Origin of the sequence: Sulfobacillus harzensis (genome assembly GCF_012933365.1) — a bacterium.
Taxonomy (GTDB): domain Bacteria; phylum Bacillota; class Sulfobacillia; order Sulfobacillales; family Sulfobacillaceae; genus Sulfobacillus_B; species Sulfobacillus_B harzensis.
The window spans coordinates 51,880-68,193 of record NZ_JABBVZ010000012.1 but is presented as its reverse complement, the minus strand read 5'-3'; the positions used below and the strand labels follow the sequence as shown (position 1 = coordinate 68,193).

Genomic DNA, 16,314 nt, shown 5'->3' with positions numbered 1-16,314 from the left:
GGCCCGCTGCCCGGCTTGGCCACGCGTAAGCAGCCACATTTCGTGCTGATCGAGTGCCCGCGCCAATTGCTCCTGATTCATGTCATCGCCTCCTATAAAACAGAAAAACCCCGGCACGGGGCCGGGGTAGCGATCCTTATTGATGATCCTCGACTGGTTCCTCTTTCGGTCGGCGCTTCCGACGCCTTATCAGCCTCAACGCGGTGGTCGAGAGACCCGCCATGGCCATCAACAAGAGCCACACGCCCGGTAGGCTGATGACGCGCCGCGTCACAGGGGCCGCCCCCGCCGCATCCACGGTGATGCGGGTCAGCCCGATCATCGGCAGCTTTACGCGAAACCGATGCGTTGCACTCGTGCGGCCCGCCCCGAGGCTCCCGATCCCCACCAGTTGGGGGCTGCCCCCCGCACGCACGGCGAGGGTTGGGGAGAGGGGGGTGTGGCCCAAGTTGGTCACGCTCGCGGTCACGACGGCTCGGGGCGACCAGACCAGCCATGGGGCGCGCGCGTGAACCCAAGACGGGCTGACGCATGCCCGTTGTGGCGCCGGGCGGGGAGGCCGATAGCGTGGATTGTTCGTGATATTAAACACCGCCAAACTCCCAGCGAATACTGGATGGCTCGACCACGGATACCCCGGCCCCACCGCAAATTGCACCCCCGCAGACGCGTTGAACGGGCTGTCCGGATCCCACAACCCCGACCGCAATGCATTAGTCCAGTTCACCGCCCATTGACCGGCAGGCCCGCCAGACGACTGGATCGGAACGCTCACCGCGCCATGCGGCGGCAGTGTAATCGTGCGGGGGATGCCGAGCCAGTGGGGGGGCGCGACCACTGTTGCGGTGCTCGCGTTCAAAATTTGTCGCCTCAGCAGAAGCCGCCGGGGCGACTGGTTGATGATGCGAACGGTCACCTTCCACGGTTGGCCTGGGGCCAAGCGCCCCCAGTCCTCCGGGGTGACCAAAACGTGCCCGACGACTGTAATGCTGCTGTGGTGAGTTGCCGCCTCCACCGAAGCGCCTCCGGCCCAAACGACCGCCAGCACCAGTGCGGCGGTGAGGGCGGAAAATGGCGGTTTCATGTGCTGCATCACGCCTTCCTATATCCATACAGACCGACAACAGGCAACAAAAAACCCCCGCACATGTACGGGAGTCTTGAGGCCGGGGGCTACTGGCCCTGGATGGCGCCAAATGCGGCCGCGCGGCTGGCCGCAAAGGCGGTACCACGATTCCTTCGGCTACGATCCGGATCGCCATGCCGTTGTTTTGTTGGCGTTGACTCCAGGCGGCGCCCCTGGCGCTGCACCCACCCTTCATCGAATATCGCGCTCCCACTTTTTCGGCATACCGTCGGCGGAGGGACTGGCTCAGCGAGCCCCAACAGCACAAGAATACGCCGAGGAACGGGGCCGGGTGGAGGCATTGGGATGTCCTCCTTCGCCAGCCGCTCGGATACCTCGCTTCGTGGGGGTCTAGGGTCCGGACCCCACAGATGTCCCGCCAGCGCCGCCGCGATGTAGCATATGTCACGACTCGGCAAATCGTCGGGGAGCGGCTGCCAAATCCATCGCATCGGCACACTCTCAGGCACTTCGGCGCCGTGCAGGATTGTTGCGGCCACAGAAAATTGTCCGCCCAGTACTCGTTCGGCTGCCCGGGAATCGGCCGGTTGCTCCGGCACTCGGGCCAGCGCCCAAAGGTGCGCGTACAGCGCGGCGTAGCGGTCGGCGATCGGGTTACTGGATCGGCCACGAACTCGTTTTTGTTTCGATTTTCCGAACAATTCGGTGGACTCGGCGGATTGGATCATCAACGTCACCTCCTCATTGTGTCACCTACATTTTAGCATGCGTCATAGTTTTAAACAACTTTCTTCACGTGTTTACACGCTATTATTTATCTTAGTTGACTTCATACCGATGTTTGACTATACTATATCCATACAGTAGAAAAGAAGGTGCACTATGCAAAAGAACAGCACACCCCGGTCTCGACTGGCCGACCGGCTATTCCGGGAAATGGGCAAAAAGGGAGCTTACGATTCGGTGCGGATGGCGGCATTCGGGGCATGGCTTCAGTCCTATCGAGAAAGCGTGAACTGGACACAAGCGCGATTGGGTTATGAGCTCACGGTATCGGATCAATCCGTTCGAGGGGCCGAACAAGGCGCGTTGCGGTGGCGGCGGGAGCGGTACGCGAAGCTATTTGAAATTTGGGGAATTATCGATTATGCGTGGGCCGACCAACCGGATGGCAGCATGATTTTTGTCCCCCGCTATGCGTCCCCCGAATCCGCCGATAAACCGCCCGAGGAGGCGGCACTGACGCACGACGAACAACTCATGCTTTCCTTATATCGTTCCCTCACGGAGCGTGATCAGGGGGTGTTGCGTGCGGTGGCTGGAGTGCTCGCGGCGGCGCGGTAAATCTATTGGTGGGGGGAGGTCGGCGTGGTCGGTCTCCCCCAAATACTTTTTGTATCACAGGGAAAAATAAAAAATGTGCGCACTCCAGTGAATGGAAATTCGTTTTTCTTTGTGATACAAAACACCGACAGACAGATAGCAGACAGCACACAGACAGATCAAAATCGCTGAAACCCTTGCGGTAGTAAGCTACAGACAGACAGACAGTAGATTTCCCATTGAGCTAAATCTTTTGGAAATCGGGAGATCAATTCTGACTTGCGCGATTTGTCTCCCCGATTTCAGGAATAATATAAGATGTAGCGATTTTGCTGTCTGTCTGTCTGCGGCCATACGCAGAGCCACTTTCCGGGATCGCTATGTGTCTGTGTGCTGTCTGTCGTCTGTCTGCACCCACAAAAAAACGGGGGTGGTTGCGCCCCCGTCCAGCTATCACGGTCCTCAGTCATCGAACCGGCGATCCCACTCCGGTTGGATGCGAATGCCGGGATACGATTTGCCCCCAGCGGCTTGTCCCCGGTCCACGCGTGGGCCGCAATGCTCGGCGATTTTGCGGCCAAATGTGGTACGCGGCATGTATTTCGGATAGCGTTCACCGGTATAGTCCTCATACCAATGCCGATAGACTTCCCACAACCGGCCGGCTGGAACCCATCCGGCGGGATCTTGCACCAGCCACCCCTCGTCCGCGTCGATCCATTGCTCCCACGGGTCGATCTGCCGGCGGTAGTCCTCCAGTGCCGCGCCCGCGCTCGCAGGCACCGGCATGGGATCCTGTCCAACCGCCACGCGATGGAGCGCTTGCACCGCTAGCACCAGCAGTGATTCGATGTGCTCGGCGCGCTGCATCTTGAGCTCGTAGCCCGGATCCTCGGGCTGCTTGCGATCAAACAGGATAATCGTATCCTTGAGCCGCCGATACATACCCTGGCTCCGATCCGCCACCTTCGGCACCACTGGCCCCGCCATCCAGACCCGCGCAATAAATTGGGTGGACACGACGTCGCGGTTTTTGCGCTCCCAATCGATGGGATCATCCCCGATGATCTTCTTCCACCGCTCGGTGCCCCGCAACGTGGCCCCTTCGTCCATGTCGGGCGTGACCGCCACCAGCGTGTCCGGCTTAAGATTTGTTAGCCCAAACCGGTTATCGTCGTGGTACGCGCGTACCGCGAGCGACTGTATCTGCGCCCCCAAAATCTTCATCCACAACCGGATCCAGGTACCCTTGCCGTTTTGCCCGGGTCCGATCAGCATGAGTGCCTTTTGCCACTGCGCGCCGCGAATCCACGGGGCCAGGGCAACGGCGCTCCGGACTAACAGCGCCCGCGTTTTCAGTTTCGCTTCGGCGTCGTCGCCGAACAAATTCTGAAAGTGCATCAGCCAAAATTGTGCGGCGGCCGGCGGAATACCATCGGCCCCAACCCAGCGGTACGAAATTCGCCAGGTGGCGCGGTCGTCTGGGGTGAGTGGATGGAGTGTCAGCGTGTCCAGATCTAACACCCCATTACTAAACACGATGCCCCGCTGGCGATTCCAGTGCTCACGGTCCCACCGGAGCCAATCGCCATCGCTGGGATGCGGCAGAATCATCCGGAGTGCCGCCGCCACATCTTTCCCTCGGGTGACCGACTTTTCCACCTTTACCCCGGCGGCACGCAGCGCATTGGCGATGGCCGGGACCATCTGGTCCACACGCCCTGCCACCGGCTCGAACAGCGGATCAGCCCGGTTGGTCAACCCGTACAAATCGTCGTGGTACCAGCCCAAGTTCAGTTCGGTTGCGAGCAAGTCAGCCCAGATCGTTGCGTCCTCGGCAACCACATCGTCCCCCGACACCCGCGTGAGGCGGGCCTGGTGCTTGTTGACAAACCAGCGGGCCCAGTCCGTGGTCCACAGGTTGGGCTCGGTCGCCGCGTCCCCCATGGGGGGTTGCGAAGGGGTGTCGGCGGGGCCCGCTTGCGGTTCAGCGTCCCGGCGGCGGCTAAGCAAGTCCGTCCAGACTCGGTAGTCCTCCGGTAATTGGCGGCGATACTTGTGCAACCGATGAGCCGCCGCGACGGCTTGTCCCGGAGAAAGCCGAGGAAGCTGAGCCAAGCGATGTCCCCACGCCACATCAAATTTGCCGAATCCTGCCCCGTTGCGGAGCGCGGCGTGGTCCTCGTCTTTGGCGGATAACCGCTGCAACATCCGATGCACTTGGGTGATTTCCTCCTCGGTGATGAGGAGCGCTAATGCCACGCGGTCGGCGTGGCGGAGCCGTTGCCGGGCCGGATCGATAACACGGAGGTGCGCAGGAGCGACATCGGCCTTGCCGATCATCGGAGCGTCCTGTATACTCATGGTGAACCATCCTTTCCAAGAGGGGTTCCTATGTTGGTGGGGCGTCGGAGGGTCAGTCCGGCGCTCGTTTTTGTCTGCCTTACTACTGTAGCGCCCGGCGAAAAAATGTGTCAAAGCAGGCAGAACGGTTTGCACCTCTTGCGCCATCGGCCCACCCCCGGCCGATCCCCGGTCAGATAACCGGCTGGCCCACCCGACACGAACCGGCAAACTGGAAAAAATTTTTTCGTCTCCGTCACCACCCCGTCCTCTCCGTTCCCTCAAAAACAGGAAAACCGCTGTACAGTCGAGAATATGGGAATTATGTCGAAACTTTCATGAATGGAAGGATGTCTCATGCAAAAGTTGTTCGTGGTCTGTGGTGCCGCCGCGCTCGTGGTACTGGCCGGGTGTGGTACGTCCCAAGCCAGTGCGAACCACCCGACGGCGCAATCCACCGCGTCCCCCCGATCCCCGTCGCCCAAGCGCCCCGCACCCAAGACCAAGGATCACAAGGAACCCACGGGCCAGAAGCCAACAACCCCCAAGGTGCCGGCGAACGACACCGCCACGACCGTGACGCTCTTAAACGGATCGCACGAAACCGTGCTGAGCGGCCCGTGGCCGTCGTGGCCGGCCAGTTGGGATCAGCCGGGCCAGTGGAGTAACGGGCAGACCATCCCGACCGTCCACGGCTACGCGTTCGGCGTGCCCGGCACGCCGGCGCCGCAAATCTTGCCGACCGTCATTCCGGCGGGCGTCTCGACCCACGGGCTGACCGCGCAAGTGAACCAGATGGGGCAAATTGCGGCGAAGGCTGTCATCGCACAGCGACTCGGCAGCATTTCGGCCTACGCGACGGACTGGAAGACCAACGTCACCCAGAACACCGGGCCGTATGCCGGGCAGCCCGCGCAGGTGGCGTTGGCGAAGGACGCCAATCAATGGTTTGGCCCGGCTGCAGCCCACGACGCGAAGATTTACGCGTTCAAAGTCATGCCGGTCTTCGCAGGGGGCTTGTTGTCTTCCACTCCGACATTCGAGGTATTCATTGAGTCGGTGGGCAACTCGGATGAAAACAAGACGCCGACCATTGGCGCCGGAGCCGTGGTGGTTACGTTGCAAGGCAACGCCATCACGGGGATGGATTGGGGCCAGGTAGCTCCGACCCTGAACAGCCCGTCGGTCAACTACACGCCGCCGGCGTGGTGGCAGTCGGCGGAAAATGAGATTGGTCAGCCCGCCCCGCACAGCCTGTACTAACCGCGCCGCTCCCGCCATTGCACGGTGGTCCGACGGGCCGCAAAACGGGCCGCAGGAGGGAGGCTGTCACCGGCTCCCCCGCTGCCCAACCTCGCCGCTTTCAATCCAGTCACGAGGAATCAGAATGCGCCCCCCCAACCGGCGCGCCGGCATGTCGTCGGTGCCCGCCAGGCGGTACACCAAGCACTCGGACACCCCTAAAATCCGCGCGGCTTGGCGCGGACTGAGGAATTTCGCTTCGGGATCGATGGGCTGGCCCTTCCGTCGTTGTGTCATTGCTCATCACCTCGCCGCTGAGTACCTAGGCCGTTTTGCGGCCTGTCAAGCGGTTTGCGAAAAAATTTTTTGTTTGATATGGGTTCTATGATTCGGGTGTGCTGGCAGGGGCCGCGCGGGTGTCCGAGTACGTCTGGTAGCGTGGTCAGAATCGCTCCGGAATTTCCTGCGGCCCGTTTTGCGGCCCGCGATGGCAAAACGGCCCAATCCGAAGGGGCTGTGCGCAAAACAAAAAACCCGCAAATCCTTGCGGGGCTTGACTTTGGCGGGGATATGTGGGAATCGAACCCACCGCCGACTTCTAAAGCCGGCCATTGGATTTGAAGTCCAAGGAAGGCACCAAGCCTCCACCTACCCCCAAAACCTCTATGATGATACGGGGTTTCACTCTTTTTGTCAAAAGAGATCAGGAGCCCATTGGCGAACCCACGCATCATCCGTCGGCTGATAAAGACCGGCCGATAAATAACGTTCGCCAGAATCGGCAAAAATCATCCCCAGATTCTTATGACCTTCCTGCAACAATTGTTCGGCAGCGACGTAAACCGCTCCCGACGAGAGTCCCACTAATAAGCCCTCGGACTTAGGCAGGAAGCGGGCCGCGCCCCAAGCCGCTTCATCGGAAACTTGCAGGACCCGATCGACGACCGACCGATCGAAATTGTCCGGGACAAAACCGGCTCCTATGCCGGGAATCTTATGCGATCCCGATTGGCCACCCGAAAGAACGGGTGAACTTTCAGGCTCCACGGCGGCAATAAAGATGTCGGGATTCTCACGTTTCAAAAAGCGTCCCACGCCCGTAACCGTGCCGCCGGTCCCGACCCCAGCCACAAACGTCGATATCTCGTGCCGCGTTTGCTCCCAAATTTCAGGCCCCGTGGACTGCTCATGAACGGCCGGATTAGCGGGATTCTCGTGCTGGCGAAGCATGAGTCCTCCAGGAATACGCTGCTCGAGTTCACGTGCCCTCTGAACCGCTCCCGCCGTGCGAAGCTCTTGGGGCGTCTCAACTACAGTTGCGCCGTAGGCCCAAAAGAGCTGTTTTCGCTCCAAGGATTGGCCCTCAGGCATGCAGATGACAAGCGGGACATGTTGGGACGCACAAGCCATAGCCAATGCAATCCCTGTGTTGCCGGACGTAGCCTCAATGATGACGGTATCGGGCCCCACCACTCCGCGGTTCAAGGCGTCCTGGAGGAGCGCCAACGCCGTTCGATCCTTCACCGATCCTCCGGGATTGCGTGACTCCAGCTTAGCCCATACCGCGGTGTGATACCGTTCCGACAGCGTCGTCAGGCGAATCAATGGCGTGTTCCCGACCCACGGCTTAAGATCGGCCATCCCTGAACCTCCTCACGCAAAAAGGAACCCTCGCGGGTTCCTTTGATTCTGTGTTGATTACTTAGGGGTATTCTCATCCGTAACGACAACTTGAGCCGGATACTCTTGCCCCGGTTCACGCGGGGTCTCCTTCGGCTCAGAGGTCATCATACCGTTCATAGACTGCTTGAACTCGCGGATGCTCTTCCCCAATCCGGAACCAATCTCCGGCAAGCGCTTTGGTCCAAACACCAGTAGCGCAATGACCAGAAGAATGATGATGTGCAAAGGCGAAAACAAATCCACGGCCGTACTCCTTTCGGCGAAACTCTCACCCTCGACGTTGTCCTTTAGTATATCATGCACACTTTGGCAATAGCTATGAATTTGGCGCGCGTGCCAGAATCGTCTGGTGGGCAGCTCTTTCCTCATCTTCCGGAAGCGGCTCCAGTTCGTCCGAGTATCCTTGCCACAAAAGCGCCCACCGCAGCAACAAATCAGCCAAATGGGGATTCTTCGGCAACAGCGAACCGTGCAGATAGGTGCCAATCACGCGATCTTGAATGGCACCCTCGGTCCGATCTTCCCCATTATTTCCCTGCCCGAGCTTCACCGTGCCCAAGGGCTTGGCCGCCGACCCCAAATAGGTCCGGCCCCCATGATTCTCGAATCCGACCAGGGACGGCGGCTTAATGGGAAGGGACGTTTCAGTCACCACGTCGCCAATCGCGCGATTAGTCCCCGGCTCTGTCCACACATCAAGATATCCCAACCCAGGCAGCTCACGACCATCCGAGGTCTTGTAATACTTCCCCAGCAACTGATACGCGCCACAGATGGCCAGCATTGGCAATCCCTCGTGAAGCCGCGAGGCTAACTCGGGCCCGAGCGCCAAAAAGTCCTCCGCAATACGCGATTGGTGGGAATCTTCCCCTCCGCCCATGAACACCAAATCCACCTCGGACCAGTCGATGGGTTGACCCACCTCACGCCCCGTGATGGAAACCGGAATCCCCCGCCAGCGCGCTCGTTGTGCGAGCGCCAGCACGTTGCCCCGGTCCCCATAAAGATTCATATGCTCAGGATACAAGTGTAAGATGTTCAAGCGTTGTGCCTCGCCCACGCCGGCCCCTCCCTCAATCGGACGTAAAATATTGACCTCGCGTTATGTCCCGCTTAAGCTGACTATATCATGGACTGAAAGGAGCGCTTGGATGCCAATCGATATCGAGTTCCCCTTTTTGGACATGATTGAGAGTGGAGAAATTCCGGTTGTCGACCGTCGTCAACTCCATTACCTAACCCGGGGCGTGCATCAAGCGGCCGAAATGTTGAAGGCCGATATTCGGCAAATGATCGAGGTTTCCGTTTACTGGTGCGGCGCCCGTCCCGTTGTGGTTCTTCATACCCCCGTCAACCGCGTGGACCTCAGCAAGTTGGAGCAATGGTTCGGCATGGAAGTGCGCCCGGCCAGCCCCACCGAGATATCGGCACTCTGCGGAACCCACATCTACGGATCACCCCCAGCCGGCCAATCCTATCAAATGCCCATCTTCATCGACGATGATTTGATGCATCAGCCCTTTGTCTGGGCTGCCGCCGGCGATCCGGCCGTCTGGGTAGCCTTAACCCCGGAAAACTTGGTGCGGGTCAGTGGCGGCTATGTGGTCGAGATTAAACGCCCCAACTATCTTCAAATGGTGGAGCAGTTTCGCTCCCGCTCATCATAGCGGAGGTGCGGAAAACGCCGCCAAGAAGAACAGAGCCAACACTTCCATGACAATGACGGCCGCATTCACGATCTCCTGATTCAGCCCACCGAAGAGCTTTCGTCCCCAAAGCAGAAAAAGTCCCGTTAAAATGAGACTTGCGCCAAACACATCCACGCCTTCAAACCCAGAAACCACCACCCCCAGGCCCAACGCCACGATAAGGGGAACCCATGAACCTAAGCCGCCTTCGGTGGTCCTTAATAGGGCGCGATAATCGAGGTCGGCGGGATCGGCTCCTCGCCAGGACATGCCCCAGGCCATCGCAGCTCTGGCCCACAAGGGCGGCATCACCCACACCCATGAGGACAGGCTCGCGTTATGGCGAACACCTGCCCACAGCAGCACCATCGCCAGCGCAATAAATACGGCTCCGACTGGGCCAATCGCGGGTTGGCGCCGGATGTCGCTTCGATGATCGCGAGGTGTCGCCCAGCCGTCAAAGGTCTTAGCCAGACCCCGCCAAGGGCGTGCCCCGGTCAACACCGCTTCCCCCGTCAGAGCCAATCCCAAGCCATAAGCATTGGGCCCGAAGAGGCGAATGGCCAGGGCCCAAATCAACCCGGCAAGGCCTCCCGGAATCCACAGCCAAGCGGCCATCCACCGACTCGGGGAACCACTCGGACCAAGCCGAATGGCGGTCGTAAAGGCGAGAGCAGACATCAATGATTTCATACCCACTTCCCCGAAAGCACCACGGCAATAACGCCAAAGGTAATAGCGGTTACCATTGTCGCGCGCCAGCTGACCGAAATCGCATGGATAATCGCGGTGGGGTGCAAGGGACGCTCTGACGTACCCAACTTAGGCCTTAGCGCGACCACGCCGTCAAACATATTGGGACCTCCCAAGCTCACGCCGATGGCGCCAGCCATGGCCGCCTCGGACATTCCAGTATTGCGCATGGGATGACGGCGGCCATCCACCCGCATAGTTTGATACGCTTGGCGAAAGCGGCCTTCCATCGAAGCCGCCACGCTGATGGCCAATCCGGCGAGCCGCGCCGGAATGTAATTCGCCCATTGATCCAAGTGGGCCGCAAACCAGCCCAGTTCCTCATAGTGCGGGCTGTGATTGCCCACTACGGCGTCCAAAGTGTTAATCGCCTTGTAGGCCCAGAGCCACGCGGGGCCTCCAAGAAAGGTGTAAAAGAGGGGCCCAATAACGGCATCGCAGGTGTTTTCCGCTACCGTTTCAATTGTTGTGCGGACCATATCCTCCGGGGACAGGGCGCTGGTATCGCGGCTCACCAAATACTGCAGCCACTGCCGTGCTTCCGCGGATCGATTGGTGATGAGGGGACGATAGACTAAGAGGGCCGCGTCGGTGAGTCCGCGAATCGCAAGTCCCCAATAGGTCCACAGCACCACCATCAAACGAAATAGCCATACCGACACATCATCCGCTGCCCACAGCACTGCCGATACAAAAACCAAGGAGAGAAGCACCACAAAGATGGTCATGGCCGCCCCCAAAATCCGGAGGCTCGTTGGTCCCCACTGGCGGCGACTGATGAGACCGGCTAAGCCCATCCCCAGACGCCCGATAAGCCGCACGGGATGATAGTACCAGATCGGGTCGCCCACCATGAGATCGACCACGGCGGCCAATAAAATCCACGCCGCGAGATCGTAGCCGGACCAGACGGTGACCACGCGCGGCATCCACATTCCTCCGGCTCACCCCCAGGCTGAAGATCTTGAACGGATAACTATACCCGCAAAATAATCTTCGTAAACCATACCATGAACCGGGCCGAAGAGCATCTTCCACCCCTAAAATTGTGCAAAACAAAAGGAGCGGCTTTTGCCGCCCCCCGTCAAAAAGGCTATTTCCCCGCCAGATGCCATACATATGACGCGGCGTTGGCGGCCTGTTGAGGACTTAAGCTTCCGGGATTGTTCGCCGGCATGTTGTGGGCAATAAAGGACGCCAAAGCCGATTCGGTGCCAAATGTTGCCACCACCGATGATGGTTTCGCCAACCGGGGCGCCCTGGAAGTTCCCCCGCCGCCCCGCCCATGGCAACTCTGGCAATCCCGGGCAAAGAGCGAGGCCCCTTTCCTGGCGTTTCCGACTAAGGGGCGAACCGGTCCGCTGGTTTCGATTTTCGAGACTCGCGTGGGTTTGGCCTTATGCGCAGCATTGTTGACCGTCTTGGCTGCCTTGTGCGACGCATTCTTGGCTGACGGTGCCGGCTTGTTTCCGCAACCTGACGCCATGAGTGACAACGGGACGATGAGACCTGCTAGAACGATGAATCCACGACCTCGCGACAAACCAATCCCTCGCCTTCGCTTAGATAGCCTTAGCGTCTCACTCCTTTGGGAAATCTATGCACCCTCGAGGCCGGCCGTTGGTTATACTAGATCGACAAGGAGGCGGTACGGTGGATCACGGACAAAACTTGGAACTCGGACTAGATCAAGATCTTAAAGAGCGCATCGCGAACATCGCCATTAAGAAAGGCCCCCTGTTCGGTGCCGTTCCCCAGTCGTCGCTTACCACCGATGAGATGATGCAATTAGCGCGCGTTGGCTGGGTGCGTCGGGACTACCATGACGCCCCGGTCATGGTAGCTCCGCAGTCGACGATTGACTGGGAGACGCTCCGCACGCGCCATCGGGATCGCACGCTGCATGTGGTGAGTCACAAACTCCCTGAGGGCGCGCCCTGGGTTGGCACCCGCCAAGCCATCTTGGAGGAACTGGTGGCATCAACATGGGAGCAGCAGGAAGACGAACTGCGAACATTGCTTCACGCTTTTTGCTACGCCAGCATGTGGAATCAGGAGGGCACAGAGGGCCAGGCCATTGAATCGCAGGAAACATTCTTCTTTTATACGGAGCGGATGCGCAATACGGCGTTGAAGGCGACCGGTTACGCGGTCGAAGCGCCTGAAGCCAATGATCAGTTCTGGGAGATGGTGAACTCCTTATCAGACGTTCCCGATTAAAGCCAGTGGGCCATCCAGATCTCATCAACCAGGTGGTCGCGAAGAAGATACTGTCCGCGGCGCCGTCCCTCTTCTTGATACCCCAGGCGTTGGTACAGCCGGATGGCGGCCAGGTTAGTGGCGAAGACCGCCAACGAAATTTTCTTCACGCCCACCATCCGTGCCCAGCGCTCAGCGGAGGTCAAGAGTCCTTCGCCTAGGCCTCGACCGCGGGAATTGGGCAACAGAGCCATGCCGAAAATAGCCGTGTGGCGATTTTTGTGAAAGGTGCCGCGGATCATTTCCAGGGACCCGACCACCTCCTGATTCTGTTCTACCACCAAAATGACCCCGGTCTCGGGATCGCGGCGCTGAATAATTTCCGCCTCCTGAGCGGCAGTCAGTTGTGCACGCTCGTCAGCGATAAAGATTTCCTCGCGGCCCACCTGATCCAACAGGGTAATCAGCGCGTCGGCGTCCGCGGCGCGGGCGTCGCGAACCAGATAATCCCCGCCCTGGCGATCGTGGTAACGGTCGTTGATGGACAGCGCGCTCATCGTCCCACTCTCCTCCTGTCTCTAGGGCTTCGCCGCGCAAGAGACGTTTTCCTGTTACTGGCCGCCGCGGCTTGCGGCGTCGCGGCAGCACCTCCCGGTCAACCTCTTCGATGACTTTGACCGCGGGATACGGGACAATCAGCACTTTTTGGCGGCCTTTGGCATCCTGGCCCCAGAATTTTAGAGCGTCATCATCCCAAAAGAGATGGGTGGCCCGATAAATTCCGTAGGTGGTCTCGATGCGGTAATGGCGGCGTGTCATGGCTATCCCTCCGACGATAGCCTGTCCGAAGTCACGGCCCCCTATGATTCGGCGTCCTTGAGAAACTGGGCTGCCAAGCGTCCCATAGCTTCCTGTTCCACCAAAAAGGTGTCATGCCCCCAGGGACCGGAAAGCCAGGACAGTCGCACCGCCACCCCTCCGTCCTCCAGACGGCGGGCATGACGAGCGATTTCCTCCGGCAGATACAAGAGATCCGATTCCAACCCCACCATCCAAACTGGAATGGTCCGGATCGCCTGAATATGCGCTTCGGACAATTCAAACCGATCCATGGCGCGCGTCAACACCAGATAGGTATTGGCATCAAAGCGGCCCACCAATTTCTCCCCTTGATAGGAGAGATATGAGGCAATCTGAAATTGGTCGCCCTTCCCCGGCTGCAATCCCCGCCCAAACTTGCGATTCATCGACTCTGGATGCTGATAGGAAATCATGTCGGCCATGCGAGCCAATGCCAGGCCCTGTTCGGGGGCGGGGCCGTCGTAATAGTCGCCCCCACGGAAATGAACATCGGCCATGATGGCTGTTCGTCCCACGGTGTGATAGGCAATCGCCCAGGGATCATGTTGAATCGGTGCCCCGATGGCCATCACCGCCGAAACCTCGGCGGGATAGAGCGCAGCGTACGCCAAGGCCAACATGCCGCCCATGGATCCACCAATGAGCCGCACCGGACCCCGGCGCCAGGCGTGAATCAGGAGATGGGCCGCCCGCGCCATGTCAAAAAGCGTGATGTCAGGAAATCGGCTGCCCCAGGGTTTGCCCGACTCATCACACGATGCGGGTCCCGACGATCCCATCGCGCCGCCGAGCACGTTGAAGCATAAAACATGAAATTTTTCGCTGTCCAACCCTTTCCCGGGTCCCAAGACCCTCTCCCACCAGCCGGGCGGTCCCCCTTCGGGGTGGCTCGCCACGTGGCTGTCGCCGGTGAGGGCATGAAACACCACCACCGGCTGTCCGGATGCCGGCCCCCACTCCTCATAAGCCAGCTGCCAGGGGAACAATTGCCCCCCATTATCCAAGGCCAGCGGGGACGTCGCCTCAAAAAACTGAAGGCCCGGCCAGGGGAACCCCTGGCGAACCTGCCAGGGACGGACCGGCTCGGTTGACTTCGCTTCCAGACCGCCACCTCCTCATGTCCGCTATTATACCAAGCTCTAGTCGACGTCTTGGGCCAGGCTTAACACCTTAACTGCGGCACGCCGGACCCGCGCCTCGTCATCGTTGGCCAAGGAGGCGATCCAGGGACGCGCTCGGTGCAAATAAGGGCGGCTTCGGCGAGCGGACAGGGCCATGGCGGCATTCCAACGGGCTGCCCAATGGGGCCGTTGGCTCCATTGCTCCAGATAGTCCAGCGTTGGGGCCGGATACATCGGCAAGAGCCCATCGCCAATGGCATAGGGCCCCAAATTTTTCCGCACGTAAGCATCCTCTTCGTCGGCTAAGCGATCGGCCCAACTCAGGAGATGCTGGAGGGAGGCCGCCCGGTCCAGGGCCAAGCCTCGCACGGCTACGGCAATGGCCCGTTTGACGCTCACGCTTCCGCCTTCTGCCCAGCTTGCGAAACGGGCGTTAGCGACCGTGGGCCGGGCCCGATAGAACCTGATGAACGCCTCCACAGCCCATTCGCGCACCTCCCAATCGGGATCCTCGGCCAATTCCAGAACACTCGCCTCGACGGCGTCGCTATTTTCCCAGAGCGAACCGAAAAGGAGCGAGGCCACCTGCCGCGCCCCCGGTTCTGCGGAATTCTTCAACTGCGGCGCCCAATAGGCGGCATCCGCCAACAATTCCAGGGCCAGCTGGCTCTTTTTGGCGGCCTTGAGCCCTGGCCGACCGTGGTGCATTTCAGACCGAAGGTATTGCTCGAGCGTTTCCATCGTCCATTGAGACACACCCATCGTCCTTTCACGTCGAAAAAACTCTATCCCCGCCGCCACGCCTACAGTATTATGGAAGCAATTTACCAGAGGAGAGAATCTGTGGAAAGTTTTTGGCAACGCGAAGTTCCGGGGCAATTCCCGCCTGCATCGGGGACCAAGCACGTGGACATCGCCATCGTCGGCGCCGGATACACTGGAAGTTGGCTGGCCTATTGGCTGAGGGATTACGGGAGCTCGGTGACCGTGTTGGAAGCCGAGACCCCAGGTTTTGGAGCTAGCGGTCGCAACGGCGGCCTCATGCTTCAGGGGCCCGCCCAGTTGTTAGCGGACGCGGCCGATTCGCTGGGTGAGGAGAACGCACGGGTCATCGCCCAAATGACACGGGAGAGCTTCTCATGGGTTCGTGAAATAGAAACCCGCCATGCCATCGACTTTCACGCCACGGGAAGTCTGTATCTCGCAGGCGGCGTTGATGAGCGTCCTGCGGTCGAAAAAACGGCCGCCCTCTATCAGAAGATGGGCGTCCCCGCCCGTTTGATTGATCGGTCCGAACTCCCCCGTTCCCTCGGCACCCTGAATGGTGATGCAGCCCTCTGGATCCCGGACGATGGCATGATTCATCCCCTCAAACTAATCCGGGCACTGTTGGCAGAGGCCACCGCCCGAGGCGTTGAAATATGCGCCCACTCGCCGGTCGCGGAGATCGAGGAAACGCCCAACGGGGTTCTTCTCCATGGGCCAAACTTTTCCGTGCAGGCCGAACGGGCCGTGATTGCCGCCAATGCGTACAGCGCTTCCTTGCTGCCCCACCATGCCCTCCCCATCCAACCGGTACGCGGCCAGGTTTTGGTCACCCAGCCTCTCCCACCACTGGACCACGCCTATCCCGTTTACGCTGACCATGGTTTCAATTACTGGCATCAACGGCCGGATGGTCGGTTGGTGATCGGCGGGTTCCGCCATTTAGCCATGGATGAGGAGCAAGGAACCGATCTTATTTTGCATCGGGCCATACAGGACAAGCTCACCCAATTGGCCAGACACCTCGCCGGTGCACCTATCACGATCGGGCAGCGTTGGGCCGGAATCATGGCCATGACCCCGGACCATCGCCCATATCTCGGGCCCCTCTCACCCAGCCTCTGGATTGCCGCTGGATTTAATGGCCATGGCAGCACCGTAACACCGGTGGCGGCCCGGATGCTTCGAGACGCCCTGGTGGAGGGAGCCCCCATTTTTGAACCCTATCAGGTCGAGAGGATTCGTTAAT

18 protein-coding genes and 1 tRNA gene are annotated in these 16,314 nt (G+C 59.7%); 5 read left to right on the top strand and 14 right to left on the bottom strand.

Annotated elements, in window-relative coordinates:
- Positions 1–136: 136 nt before the first annotated feature.
- A complete protein-coding gene (locus tag HIJ39_RS05480) occupies positions 137–1,093 on the bottom strand; it encodes a hypothetical protein (RefSeq protein ID WP_169097526.1) in 957 nt (318 codons plus the stop codon).
- A gap of 80 nt (positions 1,094–1,173) precedes the next feature.
- Positions 1,174–1,815 (bottom strand): hypothetical protein, encoded by a 642-nt coding sequence (locus HIJ39_RS05475; protein ID WP_169097524.1) that lies wholly within the window; start codon positions 1,813–1,815, stop codon positions 1,174–1,176.
- 154 nt (positions 1,816–1,969) lie between these two features.
- Here HIJ39_RS05475 and HIJ39_RS05470 point away from each other — a divergent pair, with 154 nt between their 5' ends.
- Complete coding sequence (locus HIJ39_RS05470) at positions 1,970–2,431, top strand: hypothetical protein (protein ID WP_169097522.1); 462 nt, start codon at positions 1,970–1,972, stop codon at positions 2,429–2,431.
- Positions 2,432–2,872: 441 nt separating this feature from the next.
- Here HIJ39_RS05470 and HIJ39_RS05465 read toward each other — a convergent pair whose 3' ends face one another.
- Positions 2,873–4,774, bottom strand: a complete 1,902-nt coding sequence (locus HIJ39_RS05465; protein WP_169097520.1) for a DNA primase family protein — start codon at positions 4,772–4,774, stop codon at positions 2,873–2,875.
- 336 nt (positions 4,775–5,110) lie between these two features.
- On the opposite strand from HIJ39_RS05465, the gene HIJ39_RS05460 reads away from it, so the two are divergent.
- Complete coding sequence (locus HIJ39_RS05460; RefSeq protein WP_169097518.1) at positions 5,111–6,016, top strand: hypothetical protein; 906 nt, start codon at positions 5,111–5,113, stop codon at positions 6,014–6,016.
- A gap of 66 nt (positions 6,017–6,082) precedes the next feature.
- On the opposite strand, the gene HIJ39_RS05455 is transcribed toward HIJ39_RS05460, so the two are convergent.
- From HIJ39_RS05455 to HIJ39_RS05435, 5 genes are all read right to left on the bottom strand, one after another.
- Entirely contained in the window at positions 6,083–6,292 is a 210-nt protein-coding gene (locus tag HIJ39_RS05455; protein ID WP_169097516.1) for a helix-turn-helix domain-containing protein, read from the bottom strand.
- 263 nt (positions 6,293–6,555) lie between these two features.
- Positions 6,556–6,651 (bottom strand) — tRNA-Sec (locus HIJ39_RS05450).
- Positions 6,652–6,688: 37 nt separating this feature from the next.
- Entirely contained in the window at positions 6,689–7,636 is a 948-nt protein-coding gene (gene cysK / locus HIJ39_RS05445) for a cysteine synthase A (RefSeq protein ID WP_169097514.1), read from the bottom strand.
- Between the two features lie 57 nt (positions 7,637–7,693).
- Positions 7,694–7,921 carry a twin-arginine translocase TatA/TatE family subunit gene (locus HIJ39_RS24035; protein ID WP_338055088.1) on the bottom strand — a complete coding sequence of 76 codons (228 nt, stop codon included), beginning with the start codon at positions 7,919–7,921 and terminating at the stop codon, positions 7,694–7,696.
- A 73-nt stretch (positions 7,922–7,994) separates the two neighbouring features.
- Complete coding sequence (locus HIJ39_RS05435) at positions 7,995–8,738, bottom strand: type 1 glutamine amidotransferase (RefSeq protein WP_338055087.1); 744 nt, start codon at positions 8,736–8,738, stop codon at positions 7,995–7,997.
- A gap of 91 nt (positions 8,739–8,829) precedes the next feature.
- On the opposite strand from HIJ39_RS05435, the gene HIJ39_RS05430 reads away from it, so the two are divergent.
- The gene (locus tag HIJ39_RS05430) at positions 8,830–9,345 is read left to right on the top strand and encodes an aminoacyl-tRNA deacylase (protein ID WP_169097510.1); all 516 of its coding nucleotides are present in this window, start codon (positions 8,830–8,832) and stop codon (positions 9,343–9,345) included.
- Here HIJ39_RS05430 and HIJ39_RS05425 read toward each other — a convergent pair.
- From HIJ39_RS05425 to HIJ39_RS05415, 3 genes are all read right to left on the bottom strand, one after another.
- Positions 9,340–10,059 carry an adenosylcobinamide-GDP ribazoletransferase gene (locus tag HIJ39_RS05425; RefSeq protein WP_169097508.1) on the bottom strand — a complete coding sequence of 240 codons (720 nt, stop codon included), beginning with the start codon at positions 10,057–10,059 and terminating at the stop codon, positions 9,340–9,342. The genes HIJ39_RS05430 and HIJ39_RS05425 overlap by 6 nt on opposite strands.
- Positions 10,056–11,048 (bottom strand): adenosylcobinamide-phosphate synthase CbiB, encoded by a 993-nt coding sequence (gene cbiB / locus HIJ39_RS05420; RefSeq protein ID WP_243239366.1) that lies wholly within the window; start codon positions 11,046–11,048, stop codon positions 10,056–10,058. Before cbiB ends, HIJ39_RS05425 begins: the two co-directional genes overlap by 4 nt.
- Positions 11,049–11,212: 164 nt before the next feature.
- On the bottom strand, positions 11,213–11,662 hold the full coding sequence (locus tag HIJ39_RS05415; RefSeq protein ID WP_169097504.1) for a c-type cytochrome: 450 nt from the start codon (positions 11,660–11,662) through the stop codon (positions 11,213–11,215).
- Between the two features lie 110 nt (positions 11,663–11,772).
- Between HIJ39_RS05415 and HIJ39_RS05410 the strand changes: the two genes are divergently transcribed.
- Positions 11,773–12,339 carry a hypothetical protein gene (locus HIJ39_RS05410; protein ID WP_169097502.1) on the top strand — a complete coding sequence of 189 codons (567 nt, stop codon included), beginning with the start codon at positions 11,773–11,775 and terminating at the stop codon, positions 12,337–12,339.
- Here HIJ39_RS05410 and HIJ39_RS05405 read toward each other — a convergent pair.
- The 3 genes from HIJ39_RS05405 to HIJ39_RS05395 form a co-directional block, all read right to left on the bottom strand.
- The gene (locus tag HIJ39_RS05405; protein ID WP_169097500.1) at positions 12,336–12,875 is read right to left on the bottom strand and encodes a GNAT family N-acetyltransferase; all 540 of its coding nucleotides are present in this window, start codon (positions 12,873–12,875) and stop codon (positions 12,336–12,338) included. The two genes, HIJ39_RS05410 and HIJ39_RS05405, sit on opposite strands and share 4 nt — an antisense overlap.
- Before the next feature lie 303 nt (positions 12,876–13,178).
- The gene (gene metX, locus HIJ39_RS05400) at positions 13,179–14,282 is read right to left on the bottom strand and encodes a homoserine O-acetyltransferase MetX (protein WP_169097541.1); all 1,104 of its coding nucleotides are present in this window, start codon (positions 14,280–14,282) and stop codon (positions 13,179–13,181) included.
- Between the two features lie 36 nt (positions 14,283–14,318).
- Positions 14,319–15,056, bottom strand: a complete 738-nt coding sequence (locus HIJ39_RS05395) for a HEAT repeat domain-containing protein (RefSeq protein WP_169097498.1) — start codon at positions 15,054–15,056, stop codon at positions 14,319–14,321.
- A gap of 87 nt (positions 15,057–15,143) precedes the next feature.
- Here HIJ39_RS05395 and HIJ39_RS05390 point away from each other — a divergent pair, with 87 nt between their 5' ends.
- The gene (locus HIJ39_RS05390) at positions 15,144–16,313 is read left to right on the top strand and encodes an FAD-dependent oxidoreductase (RefSeq protein WP_169097496.1); all 1,170 of its coding nucleotides are present in this window, start codon (positions 15,144–15,146) and stop codon (positions 16,311–16,313) included.
- Position 16,314: the final 1 nt, after the last annotated feature.